This window comes from Niastella sp. sgz303648, from assembly GCF_059587045.1.
The window spans coordinates 576,077-600,841 of the sequence record NZ_JCAPSW010000003.1 but is presented as its reverse complement, the minus strand read 5'-3'; the positions used below and the strand labels follow the sequence as shown (position 1 = coordinate 600,841).

The window sequence follows — 24,765 nt, the reverse complement described above, 5'->3', positions numbered from 1 at the left end:
TAAACCAGCGACATATGCAATTAAACTGGAGTAAGGATCAAAGTCCGGAAGCTCAAAAAAATAACACGATACAACCAAATCAACAACATAACGAAAAAGATTCTAAACCGGAAAAAAAGAACAACACATCGCCAGACCAGGACAAAGACAATGACGATGACCTGTTATTGAAAGAAGGGTATTTACCGGAAATATATTTTTCGTTAAGAAGTGAAAACCCGGCAGATTGGTAAACGAAAGAATAACAGTGATGGCATGAGTTTTTTAAACTGTTTACTTATAAAACAGTTTGTTATGGATAAGTTAGAAATCAAAGGCAACTGGAATAAGTGGAAAGGCAAAGTAAAACAAGCCTATGGAAATCTGACGGACGACGATTTGAAGTATGAGGAAGGTAAAGATGACGAATTGTTAGGCCGTTTGCAAAAAAAGACCGGCAAAACAAAGGATGATCTGGTAAAATGGCTTAAATCACTTGGCTAAGACTTATTCAATTATAGTCGAAAGAAAGGGAGCCCGTAAGCTCCTTTTTTTATTAAACTAACATTATACTTTTTTGTTGTTTGAGAATGCCGGGAGGGCCTGAACTAAAGGCCTACTGCCCATTGCCTGGTGCCTGCTTCCTGTTTCAACCTACTTCTTTTTGGCCGAATCTTTACTTCTGCTCGAATCAACAGTTGAACCGGTTACCGGCGGCTGAGGATAGGCAGTGGAAGGATCCTGGTGATGAGCTGCATTTATGGAGTCATTTGCCAGCGAATCGGGCGGAGGTACGGCACCTTCAGGATTCTCGTGATTATTGCCGCAAAACATAAATCCGCATAACAGCAGCGCCATCAGCATATGATAGAAAAAATTAGTCTTCTTCATAAGATTTTAATTTTAATATCTATCTCTTACTTATTGATTAAATAATCATTCCCAAACCACCATTTGAGTTATACCGATGTAATGAATTTGATCGAAACGTTCACCATAAGGCAAATTCCTGGGGAAATTTTTCAACATTTAAAGGCAACAAAAAAGCAGAAAGAGTTTCCTCTTTCTGCCTTTACTTCAAAAAAATAGCCACTGTATCAGGAAGTGGGTTTCTTTTCAGCGCCTGTGTTAAATTTAAACAGGCTGTACAAAGGGCAAACACCAATTATTCCTGTTAAAATAAATACGCCTGCTATAACCAGCAAAACAATACCTGCAGTACCGCTTATGACATTCATATATACAAGCGTTATTATTATTAAGGCAACCAGCATCCTGATAAACCGGTCGGCAAAGCCCATATTCCGTTTCATAAAATAATTTTTTAAGGTCAATCAATCACGTTGATTTCTATTCACGATCTTATTAAAGTTACTCATCTATACCCCGCAATGTTGTGACTTTAGTCAGGAACAGGGCTGATTTTGGAAAGGATCATTGATGGGGCTTCAGTTGTAAAGCAATAAAAAAAGTCCGGAAGACCGGAAGTCGGAAAGTCCGAAAGACTGAGGTCAGAGGTTAAAAACCAAGTCGCCAGGATTTTGTCCCGGAGGGACTATATATTGGTAGCAATAAACAAATTAAAGGCACTTAGTGCCGTCAGGCACAAAACATTATTGAAGCACATGATTGAAATATCTTATGTTCCGTGCCTAATGGCACGATAAAATATCATAATAATTTTCTACCAACTTCATGTGCCTAACGGCACTAAGAAAGTAGTACACCGCTATACACCATAACAAACTTCGAACTTATCTTTATAAAATGAAGCTTATTCTATTTCTTTTATTCCCCTTATCGCTTTTTGCGCAAAACTTCTCCAAAGAAGAAATTGTCCGCTGGCAGCAGCAGGCAAAGCGCGTTACCATTATACGCGACAATTGGGGTATTCCACATATTTATGGTAAAACCGATGCAGACTGCGTGTTCGGTTTGCTATATGCCCAATGCGAAGATGATTTCAAAAGAGTAGAAAAAAATTACATCGATATTTTGGGAAGAAGCGCTGAAGTTGGCGGCGAAAATAATTTGTACACCGATCTGTATACAAAATTACTGGTTGATTCAGCCGGAGCAGTAGCAGATTATAAAAACAGTCCGGAGTGGTTGAAGAAGTTATTGCAGGCCTTTGCAGATGGCATCAATTATTATCTGTATAAAAATCCTTCGGTAAAACCAGTTTTACTAAAACATTTTGAACCCTGGTATCAGCTGATGTGGACAGATGGAAGCATATCGGCCATTCAATCGGGCGGATTAACTGTTGATGAAGTGAAAAGCTTTTACAGTGGTAATTCTGCGCCGCTTGCATTAAATGACGCAAGAGGGAGAGCCGGAGTTTTGAGCGAAAGCCTGCCCGACTTTAGGCGGGTCGAAAGAGTCGCGGCACAAGTCGCGCCAATACAACAAGCTTCCGAAGAACTACCATCCGGCTCCAATGGATTTGCACTTGCACCGGCACGCACTGCTTCGGGCAATGCCATTTTGTATATCAATCCGCATGTTACCTTTTATTTCAGGCCCGAAGTGCATGTGATCAGTGAAGAAGGGTTGAATGCTTACGGCGCAGTAACCTGGGGACAGCTGTTCGTTTATCAGGGTTTTAATGAACATTGCGGATGGATGCATACCAGTAGTTATTCAGATGTTGCCGACCTGTATACTGAAAAGGTTGTAAAGAAAGATAATAAGTTGTTTTACGAATATGATAACAAGCTGTTGCCGGTAAAGGAACATACTGTTACGGTATGTTATAAAGATGGCAACAGCATCAAAAGCAAAACCATAAAAACCTATGCAACACATCACGGACCGATAATGGGCATTCGCAACGGACAATGGCTCAGTGTAAAAGCCAACAACCGGTCGATGACAAGTTTGATACAATCGTGGCAACGCACCAAAGCAACCGGATTTGCATCTTTCAAAAAGAATATGGAGCTGATGTCGAATGCATCGAACAACACCGTATTTGCCGACGACAAAGGCAATATTGCTTACTGGCATGGCAATTTTATTCCGCGCCGCGATATCACATACGACTGGACAAAACCCGTTGATGGCAGCATAAAAGCCACCGAATGGAAAGGTTTGCATACGTTAGATGAAACCATACACTTGTACAATCCACCAAGCGGATGGATACAAAATTGCAACTCTACCCCATTTACATCATCGGGTGAGAGCAGTCCGAAAAAGGAGCAATACCCGTTTTACATGGCTACCGAGCCTGAAAATTTTCGCGGCATTAATGCAGCCAGATTATTACAAAATGCCCACGGTTATACCATCGATTCAATTATTAAAACAGGATATAACACCTACCTCGCCGCATTCACAGCATTGATTCCCGCTTTTGTAAAACGTTTTGAGAACGATTTACCTAAAACAGATTCATTATACAACAAACTGGCCGAACCGGTGCAAATATTAAAAAGCTGGAACCTGCATGCTTCCGTCACATCTATTTCCACCACGCTGGCCATTGAGTGGATACAAAAATTACAACCGTTCATCAACCAGGTTCGGGTAAATGGTAACGAAGTTGATTTTGTAACCCGTGTTCACGAATATGCCACCACTGCATCGGTCAATGAATTAGTCAGTGCGTTGAATGCCGTTATAAACGAACTAACCGCCAGGTTTGGCAACTGGCAAATTGCATGGGGAAGCATCAACCGTTATCAGCGATTAACCGGAGAGTTGCAGGAAACCTACGACGACAGCAAACACAGTTTACCTGTTGGCATGGCCGCTTCGATATGGGGCTGCATTCCATCATTCGTTAGCCGTTATGTTGATGGCACTAAAAAAAGATATGGTTATAATGGCAACAGTTTCATTTGCGCTGTTGAATTTGGAAAGAAAGTAAAAGCTAAATCACTACTCGCCGGCGGCGAAAGCGGCAACCCCGCTTCACCCCACTTCAACGATCAGGCTGAGATGTATACGAAAGGAATTTTTAAGGATGTGCTTTTTTATAAGGAGGATGTGGTGAAGCATGTGGAGAGAGAGTATCATCCGGGGGAGTGATTGTAGTTACAGGTTTCAGGTTACAAGTTACAGGTAACAGAAAGGGAAAGGAGAAAAAAAGGTGAATGAAAATCTCTTTTTCTCCTTTTTCTTTTATAGCTCTTAGCGCAACTGCATTCTTAGCGCCTTATGCGCCTTTGCGCGAAAATTTCTCTTTACCCACCAAACACCACACTCACAATATCACTCGGCTGACCAACCTCATCATCACCAACTACACCCATGGCCATATACTCGCGTTTCTCGGGCTGTTTACCTCCGGCTATATTACTCAATCCGTACCCTCTTCATCCCCTCCTGGCCGTAAAACACCGGGAAGTACATCATTTCGGCGCGGGCCGGGTTGCAAAAGTATTTGCCGGTGTACCGGGGCAATAAGGATACAGTGAATGTATAATCGCCTTTGCGCAAAGCACTGCAAAATATGCTCACCTTATTCTTAAAGTATTCGCGGTGCACTTCGTTGTTATAGTACGATTGGTTCTTATCATTATAGGAACATCCCGCCGGTATGGGTATTTGTAGCATTACATAATCGGCATCGGCCTTTACGGTTACTTTTACCTTTAACACCACCGGCTCGCCGGCTTTTAATGTGGTGATGATGGCGTTGTTCTTTTCGAATGAACTGCTTACTTCAAAATTGTTGGCCGACTTTTGGGGCGATGTATTCCAGCTTTGGCTGTACGCTGTAAAATATACCGGCATCGCGCCTTTTTTTGAAACGGTTATCTTTTCATTGGCATTCATATGGGCCGTCCACGGAAATGTTTGCACCGGCGCTGCGCCGTTTATTGTTATTGAAGCCGGTTCATTTGCATTTTGCTGCTGCAATATATCAGGCAATATGGTTTCAAGTATCAGAGCCGATTCATACGTATTGCGCCAACAGCCGGCCTTGCGCATCTGAAGAAAATAGTTCCTTGCCAGTTCTAACATAGGTTCGAATCCGTCTGCTTCCCTAAGAATGCGGTACATTAATACCGTATTTTGAATGGAATTATCAAAAAAGTTATACCCTTCTTCGCCCCAGTACATACTTCCAAATACAGTAAAGTTTCGTTTTGATATCAATGTATCGATCCTGACTTCCATGCCCAGCGATTGCTTCAGTTGCTGCAACGTGAGCGTTTGGTACAGATTAAGCTGCGATCTTTGCTTTTCGAGTGTATCGATGTACCGTTTGTAATCGGCATTGGCGCCAAGTGCATGCAATAACTGAAGCGTAAACAACTGTTCAGTGCCATGATATTTTTCTACCTGATAAACCAAATAATCTGTTATCAGTTGCTTATTCAGATTAACGGTATATCCGGCTTTTTCGGCCATCAGCAATGCTTCTGTTGCATGGTACGATATCCAGGGCACAAGCTCGTTGTTTTTCCACCAGCCCCACAAACCTGCCGATGATTTACCCTGATTAAGTTTGCTGATTATATCCGGTATATTTTTTTCTTCCCGAAACTCTTTTTTCAAATAGCCATATACTTTCTTCTTTAATAACAGGGCTATTAGTTTAGAAGCCAATTGTTCGTTACACAAATATTCATAATCACGAACACGGTCTATTTCATCGAGCAGCACGGGCAGTACAGATGATTCGGCATATAACTTTATTTTACCCGATTCGGCGGGAAGCTGAAAAGTAAATGATGTGTCTTTCGTAAGCGCCGCAAAAAAGCCATGGGTTTCAAGAGTGCCTTGTTTATAAACAGGAATGCTGCGTTCTTCGCCATCAAAATATCCATCTTCTTTTTGAACGGTATAGGTTAGTTTCAGCGAATCTTTATCGGGCGCAGTTATGTTAAACGTGTCGATAAATACATTGCGCAAGCCAATAACACTTTCCTGTTGCAGCACGCTATCAATTTTAAATCTTCGCTGTAAACGAATGCTATCTAATGAATAATTGAGTGTTTTACCTATTACATTTATTGAATCACCTGCTATAGCAAACTGCGGCAGCGAAATGTTGGCGCTCACCAGCTTAAACGAACGAACTGACTGTTCAACAAATCCTGTTTGTTTATGCGGACCAACAACCGCAAAAAAAGTTCGCCATTTGGTAATATCATCCGGATATTTAATTGTGAATGAAGTTTTACCCTGCGCATCGGTCCTTAATTTGGGTTGCCAAAATGCATCGTCCCTGAAATGACTGCGCAAGGTGTTTCCTTCCTGTGGTGTTTCATTATCTGCAAGCGCATCAATGGCAGTTGCTGATTTTTTGGTTGTGATGATCACTACGCCATTTGCGCCCCGTGCGCCATAAATGGTTGTTGCTGCTGCATCCTTCAGCACTTTCACATCGGTGATAAGTGAAGGATCAATATCGGCCATGCTTCCGCTAAAAGGCAAACCGTCAATAATAATAAGCGGCAAAGCATTTTCAATGGAGGAAATACCCCTGATTGATATGCCGGCCAACTTCCCCTGCAACGGATTTGCTATTGACATCGCACCTGTTAACTCTCTCTTTGGCATAGAGGCATAACCAACCACCACCACATCCTGAAGGTTGGCGCTGCTCTCAATAAGTTTAATATTATAAGTTATTGTTTCCGATATACGCACTTCTTTTGTTTCGTAGCCAACATAAGTCGCTAACAGCATACCATGTTCCGGCACTTTTAATGAAAAATTACCCTTCGCATCGGTTACCGTAGTTACTTTAGTACCTTTCACCCCTATTGATACGCCTTGTATAGGCTGGCCCGATTTTGCATCTGTTACCTGCCCGACGGCCATTCCCGTAAACGTTACAGGATCGAGGTATTTTTCGTTAAACCTTTCTTTTATAACATTCATATCCTGATCCTGATTACCCGCCCACCAGTCTTTTTCCCGGCTGTTAACAACAACAGCTATACGGGTACTCATGGTATCCATGGCATGTGCACTGTTTGTTTCAACCCTGTAATAATTGATGCCATTTGGCCGTATCAGCAGGCTGTCTTTTATAAAATACCTGTTCCCTTTCAACAATAATAATAACCGGTATTTACCGGGCTGCATATAACCAAGATCGCGGTTGCTGCCGGGGTAAACACGCAGAAAGTCGGGATTATCATATCTGAACAAAAAGATATTCTTAATAAATATCGAATGCTTTATGTATTCGCTGTCAACATTAATCTGCAACCGGCCATTATCCAATTTATTAATGGCATCATTTTTAAACAACGATACATTGGCGCTGCGGTTATTCAGGTAATCTTCCCACATACTGTCTATCTCTTTTTCGGTTAGCACAAAATCCCTGAAATTTTGTTGCGGTATTCCTGATGAAAGCCGGGCATTAAAAGCATATCTGTCATAAGGCAACTGCTTTTGTTTGATCAGACCTTTTTGTATATCAAATAAATAATTGCCTTCGGGATCAAACAATTGCTCAAACTTGTCTTTTACCACCAGCTTACTGTATTCGGGCAATAAAGGACCGGTAACAATATGTGTGTTCTGTTTATTGTATCCGGGGTTTACCAAAAATACGCGGTTGAACTGGCGAACATAGGCGTAGTTTTCGCCAAAATTATTTTCAATCAACAGCATGTAGCGGCTCCATAAACTCTTTTCATAATTCGTAAGGGTATCGGGCACCTGCTGTACATGAATTTGCTTGTTGATGTTTGTATCGGCATTAATGCCAATGAATGTTTTCATGCCCTGTTTCACCCAAAAGCTGTCAAGCTTTATCATTTGCCGGTTAGTTCGTAACCGTAATGTATGTTTACCCGGCGACACAACAAAGCTGTATTGCTGCAGGTGCTGAGCCTGGCTAAAAAATACCGGCACTTCATCAATATAAATCATGTGAACGGGCCGAATATCGCCATTCAGTAATACAAAAGGAGCAATTTGGGTAATGCTGTTGCGAGCCGGTTCTTCGTTGATATATATAGCAGGGGTATGCAAAAAGTGAAAATATTCGATCGTATCGAGCTTCATTTCGCGACTATACCGTTCCCAGTTTAAATGCATGGTACCATCAAAATCCTTTTGCTGGCCTGGCAAAAAACTCGCTCCTAATTTTCTGCCGGCATATCTTTTACCGAGGTAAGGCATAATGGGCAAATCAACTTTTTGAAATTTTTTTGTGAATGCCCATGCCGTTACATCTGCATCGCTAACCGGTTTGCCGTTGGCATCTTTTACATCAATTTCAATAGTAGCTTTTTTGCCGGGATACACCTGACCGGGCTGATTTACCTGAATGTTCAACAATTTGTTACTATACGGAATGTTATAATTATCAGTTGTAACCTTGCCGGCATATATATATTGCAACGAAAGAGAATAGTTCTTTGGCGTGCTCACCTTGCCGGCATACTCCAATGAATTGCTATATCCCTTGCTAATGATTTTGTTACCGGCAAAAATCGTGTACCAGAAAAACAACCGGGACGGGTTTACTACCTGCAGGCTAACCGAATCGCGGGTACGCCAGGCATTACACGATAGTAAATTTTTTGTTTGTTGAAACTCGTACACTTCGGCAACGCTGTCGGTTTTAACTTTATAATAACTGGCAAAGTTATTCACTGCAAGTGCCGCCGGCAGTTGAAGAGTTTGCTGCGTTAATGTATCATCATTATCATTAAACGCATATAGTGTGCCGCTTGCCGATGCCGTTTGCCCCGCAATTTCGTAATCAATAAACAAACTATCATGCTGCACATTGAATACTATTTTGTGCCGGTTATTATAAAAATGCTGATTCAGGGTTTGGGTGTGATATTCGTTATTGCTGTTTAAAAAATTACAGCTGATGGTATAGTCAAAATCGGCAGCGGGAAAAATGCTGTCGGGTATTATAATTTTTGTTTCGCCAATGGCATCAAGCGGTTTACTGTATTGCCATAATGTATCGGGCAGAAACACTTTCGAACCATAAAAACCGGTTTTACCCCATTCGGATGCTGTTATCAGAATTTCTACCCGCCCATCAGGAACAGCCAGTTCATTTTCATCGATAGCTTTCAGGTACACCGCTGCAGGGTTACCCCGGCTGTGGTTTGTTTTATCGGCACGTGCTGTAAACGTAATGTTATTCAGTTCATATTCTTCGTACCGGAACGTTCCGCGCATCAGCACTTTCCGTTTCATGGCATAGTCGTCATCATCCAGATCGCCATCGTATTCATTAATATCGTACCGGCGGCTTTTCAGTTCTTCGAGGGTTATCAAATAATCATCATCCAAATCAAGATCAAGGGTATCGCTGCACACAAACTGGTATTCGAAACCACCGGGCCGGTACGGATGAATGGTAGTCATCAATGTGTCGGGCTCAAATCTATCTCCGGTCAATCGCAGCAACAGCGGTCTGTTCACGGGCTTGCCCTGTTTCGTTAAAATAAATGCTTTCAGTTTTACCGTATCACCCGGTTTATACATGGGTTTGTTAAACGCCATATAACCACGGAAGCGGCTTTCATATGAAGTACCTCGTCTGAAATAATCATTGTAATAATTTCTTTTCTTAGGAAATAACCGGCGAATTCGTGCTGCCGTATATTTTAACGGCGATTTTAAAAAACGCCGTAATGAAAACCGATGATACCGCCCGGGCACAACCTTCCTGACAGGAAATAAATAAAGCGCCCCCTCCTGATTTACTTTCAACACACCGGTTCGTTTTCGTTTATTACTGCGATAAGTTTGTGTGGCGTTATCGAAAGTCATTTTTTTATTGCCGATGCTAACTGCTGCATTACTGATAAAACCGCCATTATTGTTATGCAGGGCAACCACCAGATCGTGATTATTATTTACCAGTTTATATTGCAGGTCGCCAATCATCTTCAGCTCGCCGCGCAACCGGTTATCCTGTGCTTTTACAAACAAATAATCACCTGCCGGTAAGTGGGGGGTATAATCATTATCGGTTAAAAAGGAGTCGACGAGCGTATGCAGGAATTTCTCATCCAGCTTATCCATATCACTTTTGTACAGAGCCAGCGTTTCGTTGCCGGTTATGCGGTACACATAGGTATATAAACTGGTATGGCGGCTTGCCGATAAATTATTTTGTGCAATGCAAAAACAGGGAATAATCAATATCAGGGCAAGGAGTAATCGTTTTCCCATGCAGGTGGTTTAGTAAGAGGATACCGAAAAGGGAGAAATTACATAAAGGGAAGCAGTATTTTTTTGGGGGAAGTGAAAAAGTTCGCGCAAAGACGCGAAGGCGCAAATTAAATCACCAGATTTCCTTAAAATCAACACGAGCGTTACATTCAGGAAAGAAAAATTCGTGTATTAGATCTTTGCCTGTTTGTTTTAAATGATACTTGCCCTCAATCAGTTCATAAATCTCTGCTTCCTGTTTATCGGGAGCAATTATGATATAATATTTAATGCCCTGCGATTCGTAAATACCATATTTAGTATGACGGTCTTTCAAGGCCGTAGCAGGAGATAAAATTTCTACAACCAAGGCAGGAGGAAAATCAAGATACTTTTTTGTTATTTCACCACATACAACCAGCATATCGGGTTGCAAAATGGTATCATCAGTTACCCGGTAATCTATGGGTTGATACACAATGCATTTATTATAGGCTTTTAATGGCACCCTAAATTCTACCGACAGATTCAAGGCAATCCGTTGATGATTTGGAACAGGCAATGGACTCATCGCATAGGGAATGCCATCAATTAATTCCCATTGGCCTTCCCATTGCACATAATCATCATAAGTATAATGAGGTAATATTTTTACAGCGTTGCTCAACTATATTCTTTTTATAAAGGTAAGCATTAAGATTGAATGGCGGAAGCAGGTGCAAGTCTATGCTTAATGTTAATAATTTATCAACCTTTCCACCGTTTCATGCAACCTCGCTTTGGCCAGAAAATTATTTTCGAGCCCGGTATTAAAGGGTACCGGTGTGTCGAGCGAGGCGCAGCGCATTACAGGCGCATCGAGCAACTGAAAACAATGTTCGCCAATCCAGGCTGCTATTTCGCCACCAATGCCGCCGGTGAGCGTATCCTCGTGCAATATCATTACGCGACCGGTTCTTTCTACAGCTGCATGAATGGCTTCATAATCAAGCGGCAATAAGGTGCGTAAATCAAGTATGTCGATTGAAATTTCAGGATGGTGTGATGCATAATCTTCTGCCCATATCACGCCATACCCATAGGTGATAATTGACACATCTTCTCCGGTGCGTACATGCCGCGCTTTACCGATCTCAATTTCGTAATACTCGTCAGGGACATCGCCACTAACGCTGCGGTATAAGGCTTTATGCTCGAAATATAACACAGGATTGGGATCGTTAATAGCCGCAATAAGCAATCCTTTTGCATCGGCCGGCGTACTCGGATACACCACTTTCAATCCCGGCGTATGCACAAACCACGCTTCGTTGCTTTGCGAGTGAAAAGGTCCGGCGCCTACCCCGGCTCCTGTTGGCATGCGAATAACCACACTGGCCGATTGCCCCCATCGATAATGGATCTTTGCCAGATTGTTTACGATCTGGTTAAAACCCATCGTCACAAAATCGGCAAACTGCATTTCGATCACCGATTTAAATCCCTTTAGGCTCAAGCCCAGCGATGCGCCGATTACAGCGCTTTCGCACAAGGGCGTGTTGCGCACTCTTTCTTTTCCAAATTCTTCAACAAAGCCTTCTGTTATTTTAAACACACCGCCATATTCGGCAATATCCTGCCCCATTAGTATCAGATCGGGATGCTCGTTCATGCTCTGATGCAAACCCGCTTTTATAGCATCTATAAATCGAATTTCGGTAGATGATTCACCCGAAAGGTGTTTCAGGTTCGATGTATGCGGTCCCAGATCGGCTACATCAACAGCATCTTCTACTTCTATCAAAACAGCTTCCGCCATCATGCTTCCTACTTCATACTTCTTACTTCCTGCTTCTGATTTCAGACTTCTAACCTCTGATTTCGCATAAACATCTTTCAATTCCCTTTCTGTATCCACCAACATCGGTTTACCATTGAAGCCAATAGTAAGCTCCACATCAATATATTCCTTAAGGTCCTGGCGAATGCTTTCAACCAGTTCTTTATTAAGCACCTGTTTCGACATTAAAAACTGCTCGTAATTTTTTATGGGGTCTTTTGTTTCCCATATATCAAATAAATACGAGGGAATGTATTTGGTGCCGCTGGCTTCTTCGTGTCCGCGCATACGAAAAGTGGCGCATTCAACGAGGTAAGGCTTCTGGTACTCTATGCAATACTGCCGAACGCCTTGAATAGTATCGTAAACACCGAGAAGATTATTGCCATCTATTTTAACGCCGTCGATACCATAACCGCGGGCGCGCTCAACCAATGCTTCGCAACGGTATTGTTCGTTAACCGGTGTGCTGAGCGCATAGCCATTGTTTTCAATTACAAAAATTACCGGCAATTCCCATACGGCTGCCAAATTCAGGGCTTCGTGAAAATCGCCTTCACTGGTTCCGCCTTCGCCGGTAAAAACAACTACTACTTTATTTTCCCCGCGAAGCTTGCTGGCAAGCGCAATTCCATCGGCAATGCCTAATTGCGGCCCCAGGTGCGATATCATGCCGCAAATGTGGTGGTTTGCATTACCAAAATGAAAACTTCGTTCACGCCCATTGCTGTACCCGCCAATGCCCCCCTGCCATTGCATTAGTAATTTGTGCAAAGGCATATGCCGGTTGGTAAACACACCGAGGTTCCTGTGCAGGGGTAAAATCCATTCGTCTTCTTCCAATGCCAGGGTAACGCCTGTAGCAATAGCTTCCTGGCCAATGCCGCTGAACCACTTGGAAATTTTTCCCTGACGCAAAAGCACCAGCATCTTTTCCTCGATCATTCTTGGCAACAACAGGCTTTTATAAAAATGAACCAACTGGTCGTGGGTCAAATCTTTGCTATCGAAGTGCATACAAAATGGTAATAAAAATGTGTACCATGAAGTTAGGGCAAATCGCAGCGTGAAGCAGCCGGGCGAGGAGATTTTTTTGTGAAGGATGGCTACGGATGCCATTGCCGGCGCAACGGCCACAGGTTCAAGCCCGTCGCCTTCGGCGACGGAAAATGATTTTACCACAGATGAACACAGATAAGTAACGATCTAACTCAAAAACTAATTGCTGTCATTCATTTATGATTAGTTGTAAAGAGGCAAACTTTTTACAACGCAGGCAATGCATCTATGGTCATCTCATTCTTTTTCTTCCCTTTTCTCTTTATACAATACCGAAGTAACGATCGACAGCAGCAGGCTGAACAACAAGGCCCACCAAAAGCCGTCTACAGCAAAACCCTTTATGAATTTATCGGCGAGAATGATCATCAGTGCATTCAGTACAAAATAAAACAGGCCCAATGTTAACAGGGTGATGGGAATGGTGATTATAAACAGAATCGGTTTTACAATTGCATTTAAAATAGCCAATACCAGGGCAAGCACAATGGCCGTCCAAAATGTATCGATGTGTACACCACTGAGAATATACGATAACCCAAAGGCAACAATGGAAGTAACAACGATACGCATAATGAAATTCATAACAATATGTTGGGATTTTGGGATTTCGGGATTTTAGAGATTTTGAGATTTCATTTGATGCCGGCCCACTGAACAAATCTCAAAATCTCTAAATCTCAAAATCAGAAATTATATCACTACCAGTTCATAAAACGCCTCGGGCTGCAGGTATTTGTTGGCCAGCTCCTGCAATTCAATGGCGGTTACGGTTTTTATGATTTGAACGCTGCGCGAAAAATAGTTTTCATCTACATTGTTCAATATCATATTTTTCCAGCGGCCGATAACCTGAAATGGCCCGTCGAGATCGCCGAGAATGCTTCCGATCATTGAATTGCGCGTCATCATTAATTCTTCGTCATCAACCGGCTCCTCGCGCAACTGTTCCATTTCATAATATATTTCCTTTACAGTGTCTTCCGTTACATCGCGGCCAGCTTCGGTACTGATCATCCAGCCGCTTTCGCTGGTAAAGTTCATCAGGTAACTGTAAATACCGTACGTGTAGCCTTTGTCTTCCCGAATATTGCCCATCAGTCGCGAACCAAAAAAGCCACCGAACAGATTGTTCAGCACCAGCGCTTTTTGAAAATCGGGATGGTGCCTGTTGGGAAACGGCCTCGCCAGGCGAATAGCCGATTGTACCCCATCGGGATCGTTCAATATCTGATACTTTTTTTGCACCGCAGGCTGTAACGGATGCTGTATTGTTTCGGCAGCGCCGGTACGTGCCTTCAGGGGCAGGTGGCCAAAATATTTCTCAAGACTTTCAATAATATCCTTTGGCAATTTGCCAGCCACGAAAATTACACAGCGGCCATTGCGATAATAGGCATCATAAAAAGCCAGTATATCTTCGCGCTGAACAGTTGCATAATCTTCGAGGTTCAGGTATTTGCCATACGGATGTTGTTCGCCGAATAAATAGGCATCAATTAAACGGCCGGCCACAAACTCGCTTTTTTGCAAATTTACCTTTAGGCGTTGCTGTGAGTTTTGTTTATAAATGTTCAGCTCTTCCTGCGGAAAAGTTGATTCCTGTGCCAGCTCGGCCACCACGGGCAGCAGTTCGTTAATATGTTTATTTAAAGTATGAAGCGTTACTTCGGCTGTTTCGTTATAACAGTTGCGGTTCAGGTAAGCGCCGTAGTACTCAAAATGTTCATTGATCTCGAAAGCTGTTTTTTTAGTGGTGCCATTCTTCAGCATAGCGTTGGTAGCTGCGGCAACCGCTTTTTTTGTTTCGAACCAGTTACCGGCGTAAAAAACCCAGTTTACCATCATGGTATCTTCGTTGCCCATATCCAGTGCATACACTTCAACACCGTTGGTAAGGGTATATTTTTTACAGGCCGGCAAATTAATATCAAAAGCAACCGGGTCTATAATAGGAGGCGCAATGGTTCTGTTAAGCATATTATCAGTTTGTTCGTCTTTTGTTCGTCAAATTAATTGCTGCTATAGTAGGTAAGCGTATTACTGTTGTTGGGGGTTAATATTTTACGGCTGTAGTTCAATATGTCTTCGCCTGTTACTGAAAAATATTTGTCCCTGTCGGCATTAAACAGCGCCGCATCGCCCAGCAATTCGTAAAAGGCCAGGTTATTGGCGCGGGTAAGCACGCTCATATCTTCGAAGGCAATTGTAGCTTCGGTTTTGTTTTTTATTTTGGTGAGCTCTTTTTCACTGATGCCATCCTGTTTCAGTTTTTCCAACTCTTCGTTCACGGCATTTTCTGCATCATCCATTTTCACCCCTTTTACCAGTTTGCCCTCGATGGTAAGCAGCCCTTTATCAACCGATCCAAAATGATAACACTCGATATGGCTGAACAATTGCTTTTCTTTTACCAGGCGTTGATACAGGCGCGAAGAGCCGCCGCCGCCCAATACCTCGGTTATAAGATCTGCCACATAGTACCCATGATCGAGACGGTTATCCATATGCCAGCATTTATACATTGCATCGAGCGGAACACCGGCCCGTACTTCGGCACGACGCGCTTCGTTTTGCACCGGTTCGTCGGCTATGCGGCGAATGTATTTATCGCCCATCGGAATATCGCCAAACCATTTTTCGGCAAGCTGGCGAACATGATCGGTTTTTACATGACCGCCGATTACCAGAATGGCATTTACCGGACGATAATGTTTAAAGAAAAAGTCTTTTACATCCTGCAACCGGGCATTTTCAATATGCGAAAGTTCTTTGCCGATGGTCATCCAGCGGTACGGATGGGTTTTATACGCCATTTCGCGCATTTTAAACCATACATCGCCGTAAGGTTTGTTAATGTAGTGCTCTTTAAATTCTTCAACCACTACTTTACGTTGTACTTCCAGACTTTTTTCGCTGAATGCCAGCGACAGCATGCGGTCGCTCTCGAGCCAAAATGCGGTTTCGAGGTTTTCGGCAGGCAACTGAATGTAGTAATTGGTAACATCGTTGCTGGTATAGGCATTGTTTTCGCCGCCCGCCATTTGCAGGGGCGTTTCAAAATCTTCTATATTACGCGAGCCGCCAAACATCAGGTGCTCGAACAAATGGGCAAAACCTGTTTTATTGGGATCTTCATCCTTCGACCCCACATCATACATAATATTTAAAACTGCCATGGGGGTAGAATGATCTTCATGCACTACAACCCTTAAACCATTCGATAGCGTGAATTTTTCAAATTGTATCATAAACCGTTCTTTTAAAATCGATGGACACAGATAAATTTTTATCCTTCGCTACGCTCAGGATATTTTTTACCACGGATTCATCGTTGCTGACGCAACGAATACAACTTTGCCACAGATTGCACAGATGAACACCGATAAATTCAGGTTCTAACACTAAAACTAATAGCAATCATTCATTTATGCTTAATTGTACAGAATTGCAAAGTAGAACACAGTAATTCTTTTCGAATGTAACGCCTTTTAGTGAGCGGCCTTTAGGCGTATAGGCAACATTTCAAAAAATGAAAATTGTATTTCATCTGTGCAATTCGTGGCCACCTGGTCTTCCGCCGAAAGCGGGAGACGATGCAACCAGTGGCAAAAAATTCCGCCGCAGGCGGAAAAGCGCCCATGACAAAATCCGTGGCTACAAATTAACGACAAGTTGGGGTATTTGGTTGAAAGTGGTTAATAAAAGGCGCTACTTGCCCGTAAGTATATTTTTCACTTTCAGAGTAAGGATCACCGGGCCTTCTTTGCGTAAAACAAGCACTTTGAGCCTTTCGCCCGGTGTTTGCATCAGATTTTTATAAGTTTGAATGTTATTACTGAAATTATTTGCCACCGCCATGATCACATCACCGGATTTAAAACCCGCCTGCTCGGCCGGCGATTCGGGCATGATGTCAACCACCTGAATTTCGCCACTTACCACGTACATGCCTAAACCGGTGTAGGAATAATCGAAAGGTTCTTTGTAATGCGAGTTCGGCATCATATAAATATCCCGGCGCTCGTAGTTAATGATCAGGTTAAACCGGCGCAACAGGTCGTTACCAATCAATCCTGCCAGGGCGGGGTAAGCCGTAACATTATACTCATCGTCGAAAATATAGGTTGGTATATTTTTGAACCTGTACGGACCCACCTGCAATTGCTTTATAACTCCCTGTTTCATAGGCGCTTTGCCGCCCAGTCCTTCGGCCTGGGTAGCGTACCATTTGCGTTTGGGTTTTATGAAATTACTGTCGCTTACAAAATCGGCCGACAGCAGCAGGCACATACCGGCGCCGGTATCAAAATAAAAACGCGAGGCAACCGGGCGATTATCTTTCATAGTAGCCTGCATGATCGGAATAGTTTGTATCAGCGGTTTTAATAAAAAACCACCCCGTGGGTATTTCATGGTACCTTTTGTAAAAACCGATATTTTCAGGCTGTCGTAATCTACCGTAACAATATATCTCGATAAGAAGCTTAATCCGATAATGCCATCTATTTTTTCGCCGTAGGCGCTGGTGAGCACGTCATAGTCATTAATATGAAAATCGAGACTGTCGACCGACAACTGAGGCAGGTGAAGCGTTTGCTTATAGGCAAAAAATACGCGGCGAACACCGGCAATACCGCGAATGGTGCGGTCGCTTAAAGATGTTTTCAATTTTAATTCGGCTGCAGTAGCAGAATCGAGCGAAATGCCGCCGCTGCCGGTATCGAGAATAAATGTAAGCGTATCGGGAAAATTACTCACCCGGGCTTTTAAGGTAATAATACCGCCGGTTAGTAATTTAAACGGAAAACGGGCAATCAACTTAGCAGGCGGAGGAACAAACTCTTCCTGCGCCTGCAGCTGTGTTACGGTAATAAGTAACAGCAACAACAGTTTGGTGGGTATGGTTAGCAATCGCATAAGACCAGGTTTAACTATAGTTGTCGGAAAGTCCGAAAGTCCGGAAGTCTGAAAGAAAGCTTTAAGCCCGGCAATCATCTTTCGGACTTTTCTGTCTTTCCGACTTTCCTGACTATAAAACAGCATCATTAGTTTTGAATTGAATACCGTTAGAAAGATAATCGATTTAAACGATATCCTTAAACCATTGGTATAAAAACACATAAACAGCAGTTTGTAGTATACAACCGGCAGAAGAAAGTTTGTAATTGACAGTTATCAGCGATAATTGCCAATCTGCCTGCCGCGCCTCGCATCATCGTGCGCCGGCGCTGAAGTTTCCGGTGCAGATGCCCAAAGCCAGGCGACATAGGGTCGCGTAATTTCAACGAAGCAAGGCTGGTCATTTAAAATTTGCGGTCGGTCATGCCAATGGGCGGGAGTCGTTGGCAATTAAATTAACGGCGCCAACTTCAACCGAGGCTTGCCGGGCCTTGCGCTACCGTGCTCCGGCGCTGATGTTTCCGCGACAGGCGTTTAAAATTAGGCGACAGTTTCGGGGTTAATGCATAAAACTTAGGACACACGGTCGCATAACTTCAGCCAGGAAGTAAAGCCGGTAGTATACAAAATGGCAGTTTGCAGGTAGCCGCTCCCATCGCCAACTGTCAAAACTGCTCCCGACTTAGTCGGGACCAACCTGATTTTTTTGAGAGCGGCAATTTATCGGAGTGTGAATCCACGAACTATGTACTTTTGTTGCCACAATACACATTTATGAATCTGGATGAGCTATACTCGAAAGCCCTCAATTTCGACATGCTGACCATTGAGGAAGGAATGACCCTTTTTGAACAGGCCCCGCTTACTGAACTGATGTTTGTAGCCAATGAGTGCCGTAAAAAACAGGTACCCCATGGAAAAGTAACCTGGCAAATAGATCGCAATGTAAACACTACCAATGTATGTATTGCCAATTGTAAATTTTGCAATTTTTACCGCATCCCCGGCCATTCAGAAGCTTACATAACCGATATTGATACTTATAAAAGAAAAATTGATGAAACTTTCCGCTGGGGCGGCGATCAGTTGCTGCTGCAGGGCGGCCACCACCCACAGCTGGGTTTGCAATTTTATGTTGACCTGTTTAAACAGCTGAAACAACTGTACCCAACGCTCAAACTGCATACCCTGGGGCCCCCTGAAGTTGCCCATATTACCAAACTCGAAAAATCGACACACTGCGAAGTTTTAACCGCCTTAAAAGAAGCCGGTATGGACAGTTTGCCCGGCGCCGGCGCCGAAATTCTGACCGACCGGGTGCGCCGCCTTATTTCAAAAGGAAAATGCGGCTCGCAGGAATGGCTCGATATTATGCATGAAGCGCATAAATTAAATATCACTACCTCGGCCACCATGATGTTCGGCCATGTTGAAACCCTGCGCGAACGTTTTGAGCACCTGGTTAAAATAAGGGAAGTGCAGGCTAAAAAACCGGCCGATGCCAAAGGGTTTCTGGCCTTTATTCCCTGGACTTTTCAGGATGTAGATACCCTGCTGGCCAAAATACGCGGTGTGCACAACCTAACCACGCCCGATGAATATATTCGCATGATTGCCATTAGCCGCATCATGTTACCCAACGTAAAAAACATTCAGGCATCGTGGCTTACCGTTGGTAAACAAACCGCCCAGATTTGCTTACATGCAGGGGCCAACGATTTTGGCAGCATTATGCTCGAAGAAAATGTGGTAAGCGCCGCCGGGGCACCCCACCGCTTTACCTATAAAAGTATACAAAGGGCTATTAAAGAAGCCGGGTTTGAACCGCAATTGCGCAACCAGCAATATGAGTTTCGCCAGGTACCGGTTCAAATCGAAGAGCAGGTTATTGATTATTAGTTTCCGGATACCAGTTCCCGATTTACCGGCAACCGGGAACTGGTAACTTATTCATGCAAATTCGGTTTTGTCATCTCCCAACGTACTATCTACGCTGACCTATATCCTTCCCTTATTACCCATTTGCCCTTAGTGTTACATGTGAGAAATATTATGTAACTTATGAATGTATAAGGCATATTTTAATTTAAAGATTGACCGTTATTTTTGCTTATTCGTTGTGTGACAACAATCAACTTTTTAAATATTACCCTTATTTATGATAAAAAAAAGGGTTGATATTCAATAGAAAGCTGTTTTTTTAGTTAAAGATAACAGGTAGATATAGTAGCCTCAAAAAATCCAATGAAGAGTCCCTTTCGTAAACTGGTTAGAATTGCTGTAGTACTGCTTGCCGCTGTGCTTCTATTCAACTTCTTTGGGTATTACCTCATTCACCTTACATCAAAACAGAACGAAAAAATGGTGCAGCTGGTAAATATCGGCGGCCATCAGCAAACCCTTAGCCAGATCATTACCAAAGATGTATTGCTTCTTACCAAAACCACCATCATCACCGAATCTGATAAGCAATCTATTCGCCTGCAACTTCAAAACGCCATTGATACCTTTAACGCCAGCAACCAGCTTTTACGCGATAAAATAATTGTGCTTCGCAAAGAACCGGCTTCTTCCGAACTGCTCGAAATAACCCGCGACCTTACCAATGCCCAAACCCATTTTAAAGGAATGGTGGCCATTGCCCGGGAAGTAATGGAAGCCGATAGCAGTATGCTCAGGATGAACAGTGCTATTTACATTCAACAGATATTGTATAGTGAAAAAAAGTTCTTTCCGCTCATGAACGAAGTGGTGCAGCGCTATACAAAACTGGTAACAGAACGAATTGAAGATTCATCCAACATCAATACCGGCAAATTTGTTTCGCTGATTATTGCGCTGGTTTGTTTGATTTTACTGGTTATTGACCCGTTGTTCCGCAGCAACAAACGCAATTACGAAGCCCTGCAAATGGCCCGCAATGCCCTGCTGCGCGAAAAACAATACCTGTCGTCGATCCTTAACTCACAAACGAATTACGTTATACGCATCGACCGGGCCGGCAACTTCACCTATGCCAACCCGCAGTTTTTACAAACCTTCGGTTATGTTGAAAAAGATGTTTTAGGCGCTCCTTTTTATACAACCATCAGCCCCAAAGACCTGTACCGCTGCCAGCAGGTGGCCGATCAATGCTGGGAACATCCGGGCACGGTTTATAAACTGCTCATAAAAAAGTCGATTAAACATAATGATAGTTTTCAGTGGACCGACTGGGAATTTATAGCCCTGCAAAATGAACAGGGCATTTCAGAAATTCAGGGTATTGGCGTGAATGTAACCGATAAAGTAATTGCCGAACAGGCGCTTCAAAACAGTGAACAAAAATTCCGTTTGCTGGCCGAACACTCAGAAGATATTATTTCAGTAAGTGAACCCGATGGAACTTTGCAATACATTTCGCCTTCAGTTGAAAAAGTGCTGGGTTATTCCCGCGAAGAAATGGAAGGAAGACGCATTACCGAATTTGTTCATCCCGAAGATGTATTTGCCTTTAAACCCCATGAAAACAATCCCGCTTTAAACAGCATCGATAATCTTACGCTTCGGTATCGCATACGCACCAAAAGCAATAAATACATCTGGCTCGAAAGCATTCTAAAACCGGTAAAAGAAAATGATAATGTAATAAAAGTAATTACTACCTCGCGTAACATCACCGAACAGAAAAAAGCCGAGGTTGAACGCGAGCAATTGCTGGCTGAAGTAAGACAATCAGAAGAATTACTGCGCACGATCATAAATTCAACGCCCGACTGGATATTTATCAAAGATCCCGGTCACCGGTTCTTATTAATAAACCAGGCATGTGCCGATTCGCTTCGCAAATCGCCCCATGATATTATTGGAAAAGACGACCTCGAAGTTGGGTTCCCCGTTGAGTATGTAAAAGGCGATCCCGCCCGTGGCATCCGTGGTTTTTGGGCCGATGATGATGAAGTGGTTAAAACGGGCAAAGTGATGTACATACCCGAAGAACCAAACGTAACCAATGGCCAGTTGAATACCATGAGCACGGTAAAGGTTCCCCTTAAAGATGCCGATGGCCATGTTTGGGGCGTTCTTGGATTTGTTCACAACATTACACCGCTTAAAAAAGTTGAAGAAAGCCTTCGCCGTAAAGATCAGTTGTTACAGGCGGTTGCCGAAGCCACCCACCTGCTCATCAGTAATAATAATGTAGAAGAAGCTATTGGGGAAGCCATTCAGCTGCTGGGTTTAAAACTGCAGGTAGATAGTTTGAACGTGTACAAAAACGAATACGTTGCCGTAGAAGACAAATGGTATTGCGACAGGTTGTGGCAGTGGGAAACATTGAACGACGATCTCACTTATCGTAATCCTCAGTTTCAGCATAAAGTATGCGACCTCGATTCGCCTCTGTTTCAAACACTCATAAAAGAAGAAATATTCTGCAGCCACGTTAAAAATATGGAGGAAGGCGAATTAAAATCTTTTTATGAAAAAATAGGTGTGAAAACAGCAGCCGTTCTGCCAGTTTTTACTATGCATTACTTCTGGGGTTATGTAAGCTTCATCGACCGAAAAGAAGAACGCGAATGGACGATCACTGAATTTACCATTCTGCAATCTTTTGCCGCTACCCTCGCCGCAGCCATTGAACGCAAGCAAATGGAGCAGGAACTGGTTGGGGCAAAAGATATGGCCGAATCGGCCAACCGGGCAAAGAGCGAATTTATGGCCAACATGAGTCATGAGTTACGCACACCCATGAATGGCATTATTGGTTTTACCGACCTGGTGCTTACCACCACTTTACAACATTCGCAACGCGATTATCTGGAGAACGTAAAAAAATCGGCTTACGGCCTGCTCGACATCATTAATGACATTCTTGATTTTTCAAAGCTCGAGGCCGGCAAGCTGCACATCGACAATATTACTTTCAAAATTGACGAACTGGTAGAAGAAACGATTGATATTTTAACCGTTAAGGCTTTTGAAAAGAAGCTCGAAATGATTTGCCACATCGATCCGCTGCTGCCTTCGCGGGTAAGCGGCGACCCGGTTCGTATTCGCCAGGTATTTGTGAACCTGTTGGGCAATGCCATTAAGTTTACGCAACAGGGCGAAATATTTGTATCGCTTAAAAAAGCAGGCAATATTTATTTCAAAAACGATAAACGCTTTATCGATATCGAATTATCGGTTCGCGATACCGGTATTGGTATTCCAAAAGAAAAATTAGCGAAGATATTCGACAGTTTTACGCAGGCCGATTCCTCTACCACCCGTAAATATGGCGGAACGGGGCTTGGATTAACCATTTCGAAAAGCTTAGCCGAAATGATGGAAGGCGGCCTGAAAGTAGAAAGTGAACCTAATCGCGGCAGCACCTTTACGCTTCGCATGCCGCTCGAAATTGTAAACAGCGAACCACAAATAACTGCTGCTTACCGGCCTCCGTTACAAAAAGTGCTGGTTATCGACGACAACGCTACCAACCGCTGGCTGATGCAGGAAATATTCCGTTATTTCAACATACCCTGCGAAATAGCAGCCAGTGGCCGCGAGGCGCTGATGATACTGAACCGCATTCAAAAAGCAGGCGAACCACTCGATCTGATTTTAACCGACCACCATATGCCGCAAATGGATGGCATGCAACTGGTTCAGGAAATGCGAAAAACTGGCCGCGGATCATCACAGCCGGTAATTCTGATGTTATCGTCGCTCGAAAAAAATATGTTCCAGCGGCAGGCCGAAAAACTGGGCATTCATGGTTTTTTGTCAAAACCGGTAAAATTATACGAGCTGTACGCCATGCTGTCGGCCATGTTTGCCACCGGCAAGCAACAGCAGGAAAAGATCAGCATCATTCCTACCATCGAAAAAATTGCCGACGCAGCCAGCATTATGGTGGTAGAAGACGAGCCTATTAACATGATGCTGATAACCGAAGTATTAAGCAGAATGGGATTTGCCGTTATAAAAGCCACCAATGGCAAACAGGCGCTCGACATATTAAACCAACAGGAGCCGCAATTAATTTTTATGGATGTAAACATGCCCGAAATGGATGGTTACACCACTACGCGTTTAATTCGCGAATTACCCGAGCCGTACAATCATATACCCGTAATTGCGCTCACCGCCGATGCCATGCAGGGCGACAAGGAAAAATGTATTGAAGCCGGCATGAACGACTACATTTCAAAACCATTTAAGCTTGAAGAAATTGAAGCGGTTCTCAAAAAAAGAATGCTTCTCGTATAAAAACAGGCTTTGTGGTTTGTGGTTCTTTCATTCCGGAGAGTCTCACAAAATTTAATCATTTCGAATTTCAAATTCTCTTTTATATAAATCAGTGTGTTTTAATATCATAAACACTGATTAAATCGCAGCAGCAACAATAAACCACAAACCGCAAACAACAAACCCCGCTGCCTGCTACCTGTAACAGAAACCTGCAACCTGCGACTAATATTCTGCGTCTTAATTGCATTAAATTTAAAAGATGAACAAACAGCAACCCTCATTAATATTTTGCCTGGTGATGGATATTCTTGGCTGTGCCACGTATGCCATTCCTGTGTTGGGCGAATTTGGTGATATTATCTGGGCGCCGATTTCTGCTATCATTTTTTATAAAGTTTTCGGCGGCTGGAAGGGCGCCTTCGGCGGCCTGTTTAATTTTGTGGAAGAAGCATTGCCGGGCCTTGATTTTATTCCCACCTTCACCATCATGTGGTTCTTTCAACGCCTGAAAAAACCGCATCAAGTGCAAACTATTAAGCTATAAAAGTTATTAAAGAATAAATCGCGCGCGCGAAGCAGTTTGTGGTTTGTGGTTCTTTCGGTGAATCTTGCCGTGCAATTTGATCCTGTTAAACTGTTAAGGTGTTTGATCTTAATAAGAAACTCCAAAGCGCGGCAGCAAC

15 protein-coding genes are annotated in these 24,765 nt (G+C 43.1%); 6 read left to right on the top strand and 9 right to left on the bottom strand.

Annotation, left to right across the window (positions count from 1 at the left end):
* Positions 1-14: 14 nt before the first annotated feature.
* Both AC59IL_RS11365 and AC59IL_RS11360 read left to right on the top strand, forming a co-directional pair.
* Positions 15-233: a hypothetical protein gene (locus AC59IL_RS11365; protein ID WP_496552241.1), complete on the top strand. Its 219-nt coding sequence runs from the start codon at positions 15-17 to the stop codon at positions 231-233.
* Positions 234-294: 61 nt separating this feature from the next.
* Entirely contained in the window at positions 295-483 is a 189-nt protein-coding gene (locus AC59IL_RS11360) for a CsbD family protein (RefSeq protein WP_496552240.1), read from the top strand.
* Between the two features lie 150 nt (positions 484-633).
* Here the strand turns inward: AC59IL_RS11360 and AC59IL_RS11355 are convergent, their stop codons facing one another.
* Positions 634-870 carry a hypothetical protein gene (locus tag AC59IL_RS11355; RefSeq protein WP_496552239.1) on the bottom strand — a complete coding sequence of 79 codons (237 nt, stop codon included), beginning with the start codon at positions 868-870 and terminating at the stop codon, positions 634-636.
* Positions 871-1,076: 206 nt separating this feature from the next.
* Entirely contained in the window at positions 1,077-1,292 is a 216-nt protein-coding gene (locus tag AC59IL_RS11350; protein ID WP_496552238.1) for a YgaP family membrane protein, read from the bottom strand.
* Positions 1,293-1,746: 454 nt separating this feature from the next.
* Between AC59IL_RS11350 and AC59IL_RS11345 the strand changes: the two genes are divergently transcribed.
* Positions 1,747-4,014 (top strand): penicillin acylase family protein, encoded by a 2,268-nt coding sequence (locus AC59IL_RS11345; protein WP_496552237.1) that lies wholly within the window; start codon positions 1,747-1,749, stop codon positions 4,012-4,014.
* Between the two features lie 267 nt (positions 4,015-4,281).
* Here the strand turns inward: AC59IL_RS11345 and AC59IL_RS11340 are convergent, their stop codons facing one another.
* The 7 genes from AC59IL_RS11340 to AC59IL_RS11310 form a co-directional block, all read right to left on the bottom strand.
* Positions 4,282-10,104 carry a carboxypeptidase-like regulatory domain-containing protein gene (locus AC59IL_RS11340; protein WP_496552236.1) on the bottom strand — a complete coding sequence of 1,941 codons (5,823 nt, stop codon included), beginning with the start codon at positions 10,102-10,104 and terminating at the stop codon, positions 4,282-4,284.
* A gap of 112 nt (positions 10,105-10,216) precedes the next feature.
* Positions 10,217-10,750 carry a Uma2 family endonuclease gene (locus tag AC59IL_RS11335; protein ID WP_496552235.1) on the bottom strand — a complete coding sequence of 178 codons (534 nt, stop codon included), beginning with the start codon at positions 10,748-10,750 and terminating at the stop codon, positions 10,217-10,219.
* Between the two features lie 69 nt (positions 10,751-10,819).
* Complete coding sequence (locus AC59IL_RS11330) at positions 10,820-12,919, bottom strand: alpha-ketoacid dehydrogenase subunit alpha/beta (protein ID WP_496552234.1); 2,100 nt, start codon at positions 12,917-12,919, stop codon at positions 10,820-10,822.
* A gap of 279 nt (positions 12,920-13,198) precedes the next feature.
* On the bottom strand, positions 13,199-13,546 hold the full coding sequence (locus AC59IL_RS11325; RefSeq protein WP_496552233.1) for a phage holin family protein: 348 nt from the start codon (positions 13,544-13,546) through the stop codon (positions 13,199-13,201).
* A gap of 108 nt (positions 13,547-13,654) precedes the next feature.
* Positions 13,655-14,941 (bottom strand): M16 family metallopeptidase, encoded by a 1,287-nt coding sequence (locus AC59IL_RS11320; RefSeq protein WP_496552232.1) that lies wholly within the window; start codon positions 14,939-14,941, stop codon positions 13,655-13,657.
* 32 nt (positions 14,942-14,973) lie between these two features.
* Entirely contained in the window at positions 14,974-16,212 is a 1,239-nt protein-coding gene (locus tag AC59IL_RS11315) for a M16 family metallopeptidase (protein ID WP_496552231.1), read from the bottom strand.
* 460 nt (positions 16,213-16,672) lie between these two features.
* The gene (locus AC59IL_RS11310) at positions 16,673-17,881 is read right to left on the bottom strand and encodes an aspartyl protease family protein (protein WP_496552230.1); all 1,209 of its coding nucleotides are present in this window, start codon (positions 17,879-17,881) and stop codon (positions 16,673-16,675) included.
* 756 nt (positions 17,882-18,637) lie between these two features.
* Here AC59IL_RS11310 and mqnC point away from each other — a divergent pair.
* The 3 genes from mqnC (at position 18,638) to AC59IL_RS11295 (ending at position 24,626) form a co-directional block, all read left to right on the top strand.
* Positions 18,638-19,762: a cyclic dehypoxanthinyl futalosine synthase gene (gene mqnC / locus AC59IL_RS11305; protein WP_496552229.1), complete on the top strand. Its 1,125-nt coding sequence runs from the start codon at positions 18,638-18,640 to the stop codon at positions 19,760-19,762.
* Positions 19,763-20,107: 345 nt separating this feature from the next.
* Positions 20,108-24,100 carry a response regulator gene (locus AC59IL_RS11300; protein ID WP_496552228.1) on the top strand — a complete coding sequence of 1,331 codons (3,993 nt, stop codon included), beginning with the start codon at positions 20,108-20,110 and terminating at the stop codon, positions 24,098-24,100.
* 241 nt (positions 24,101-24,341) lie between these two features.
* The gene (locus tag AC59IL_RS11295; protein ID WP_496552227.1) at positions 24,342-24,626 is read left to right on the top strand and encodes a hypothetical protein; all 285 of its coding nucleotides are present in this window, start codon (positions 24,342-24,344) and stop codon (positions 24,624-24,626) included.
* Positions 24,627-24,765 lie beyond the last annotated feature (139 nt).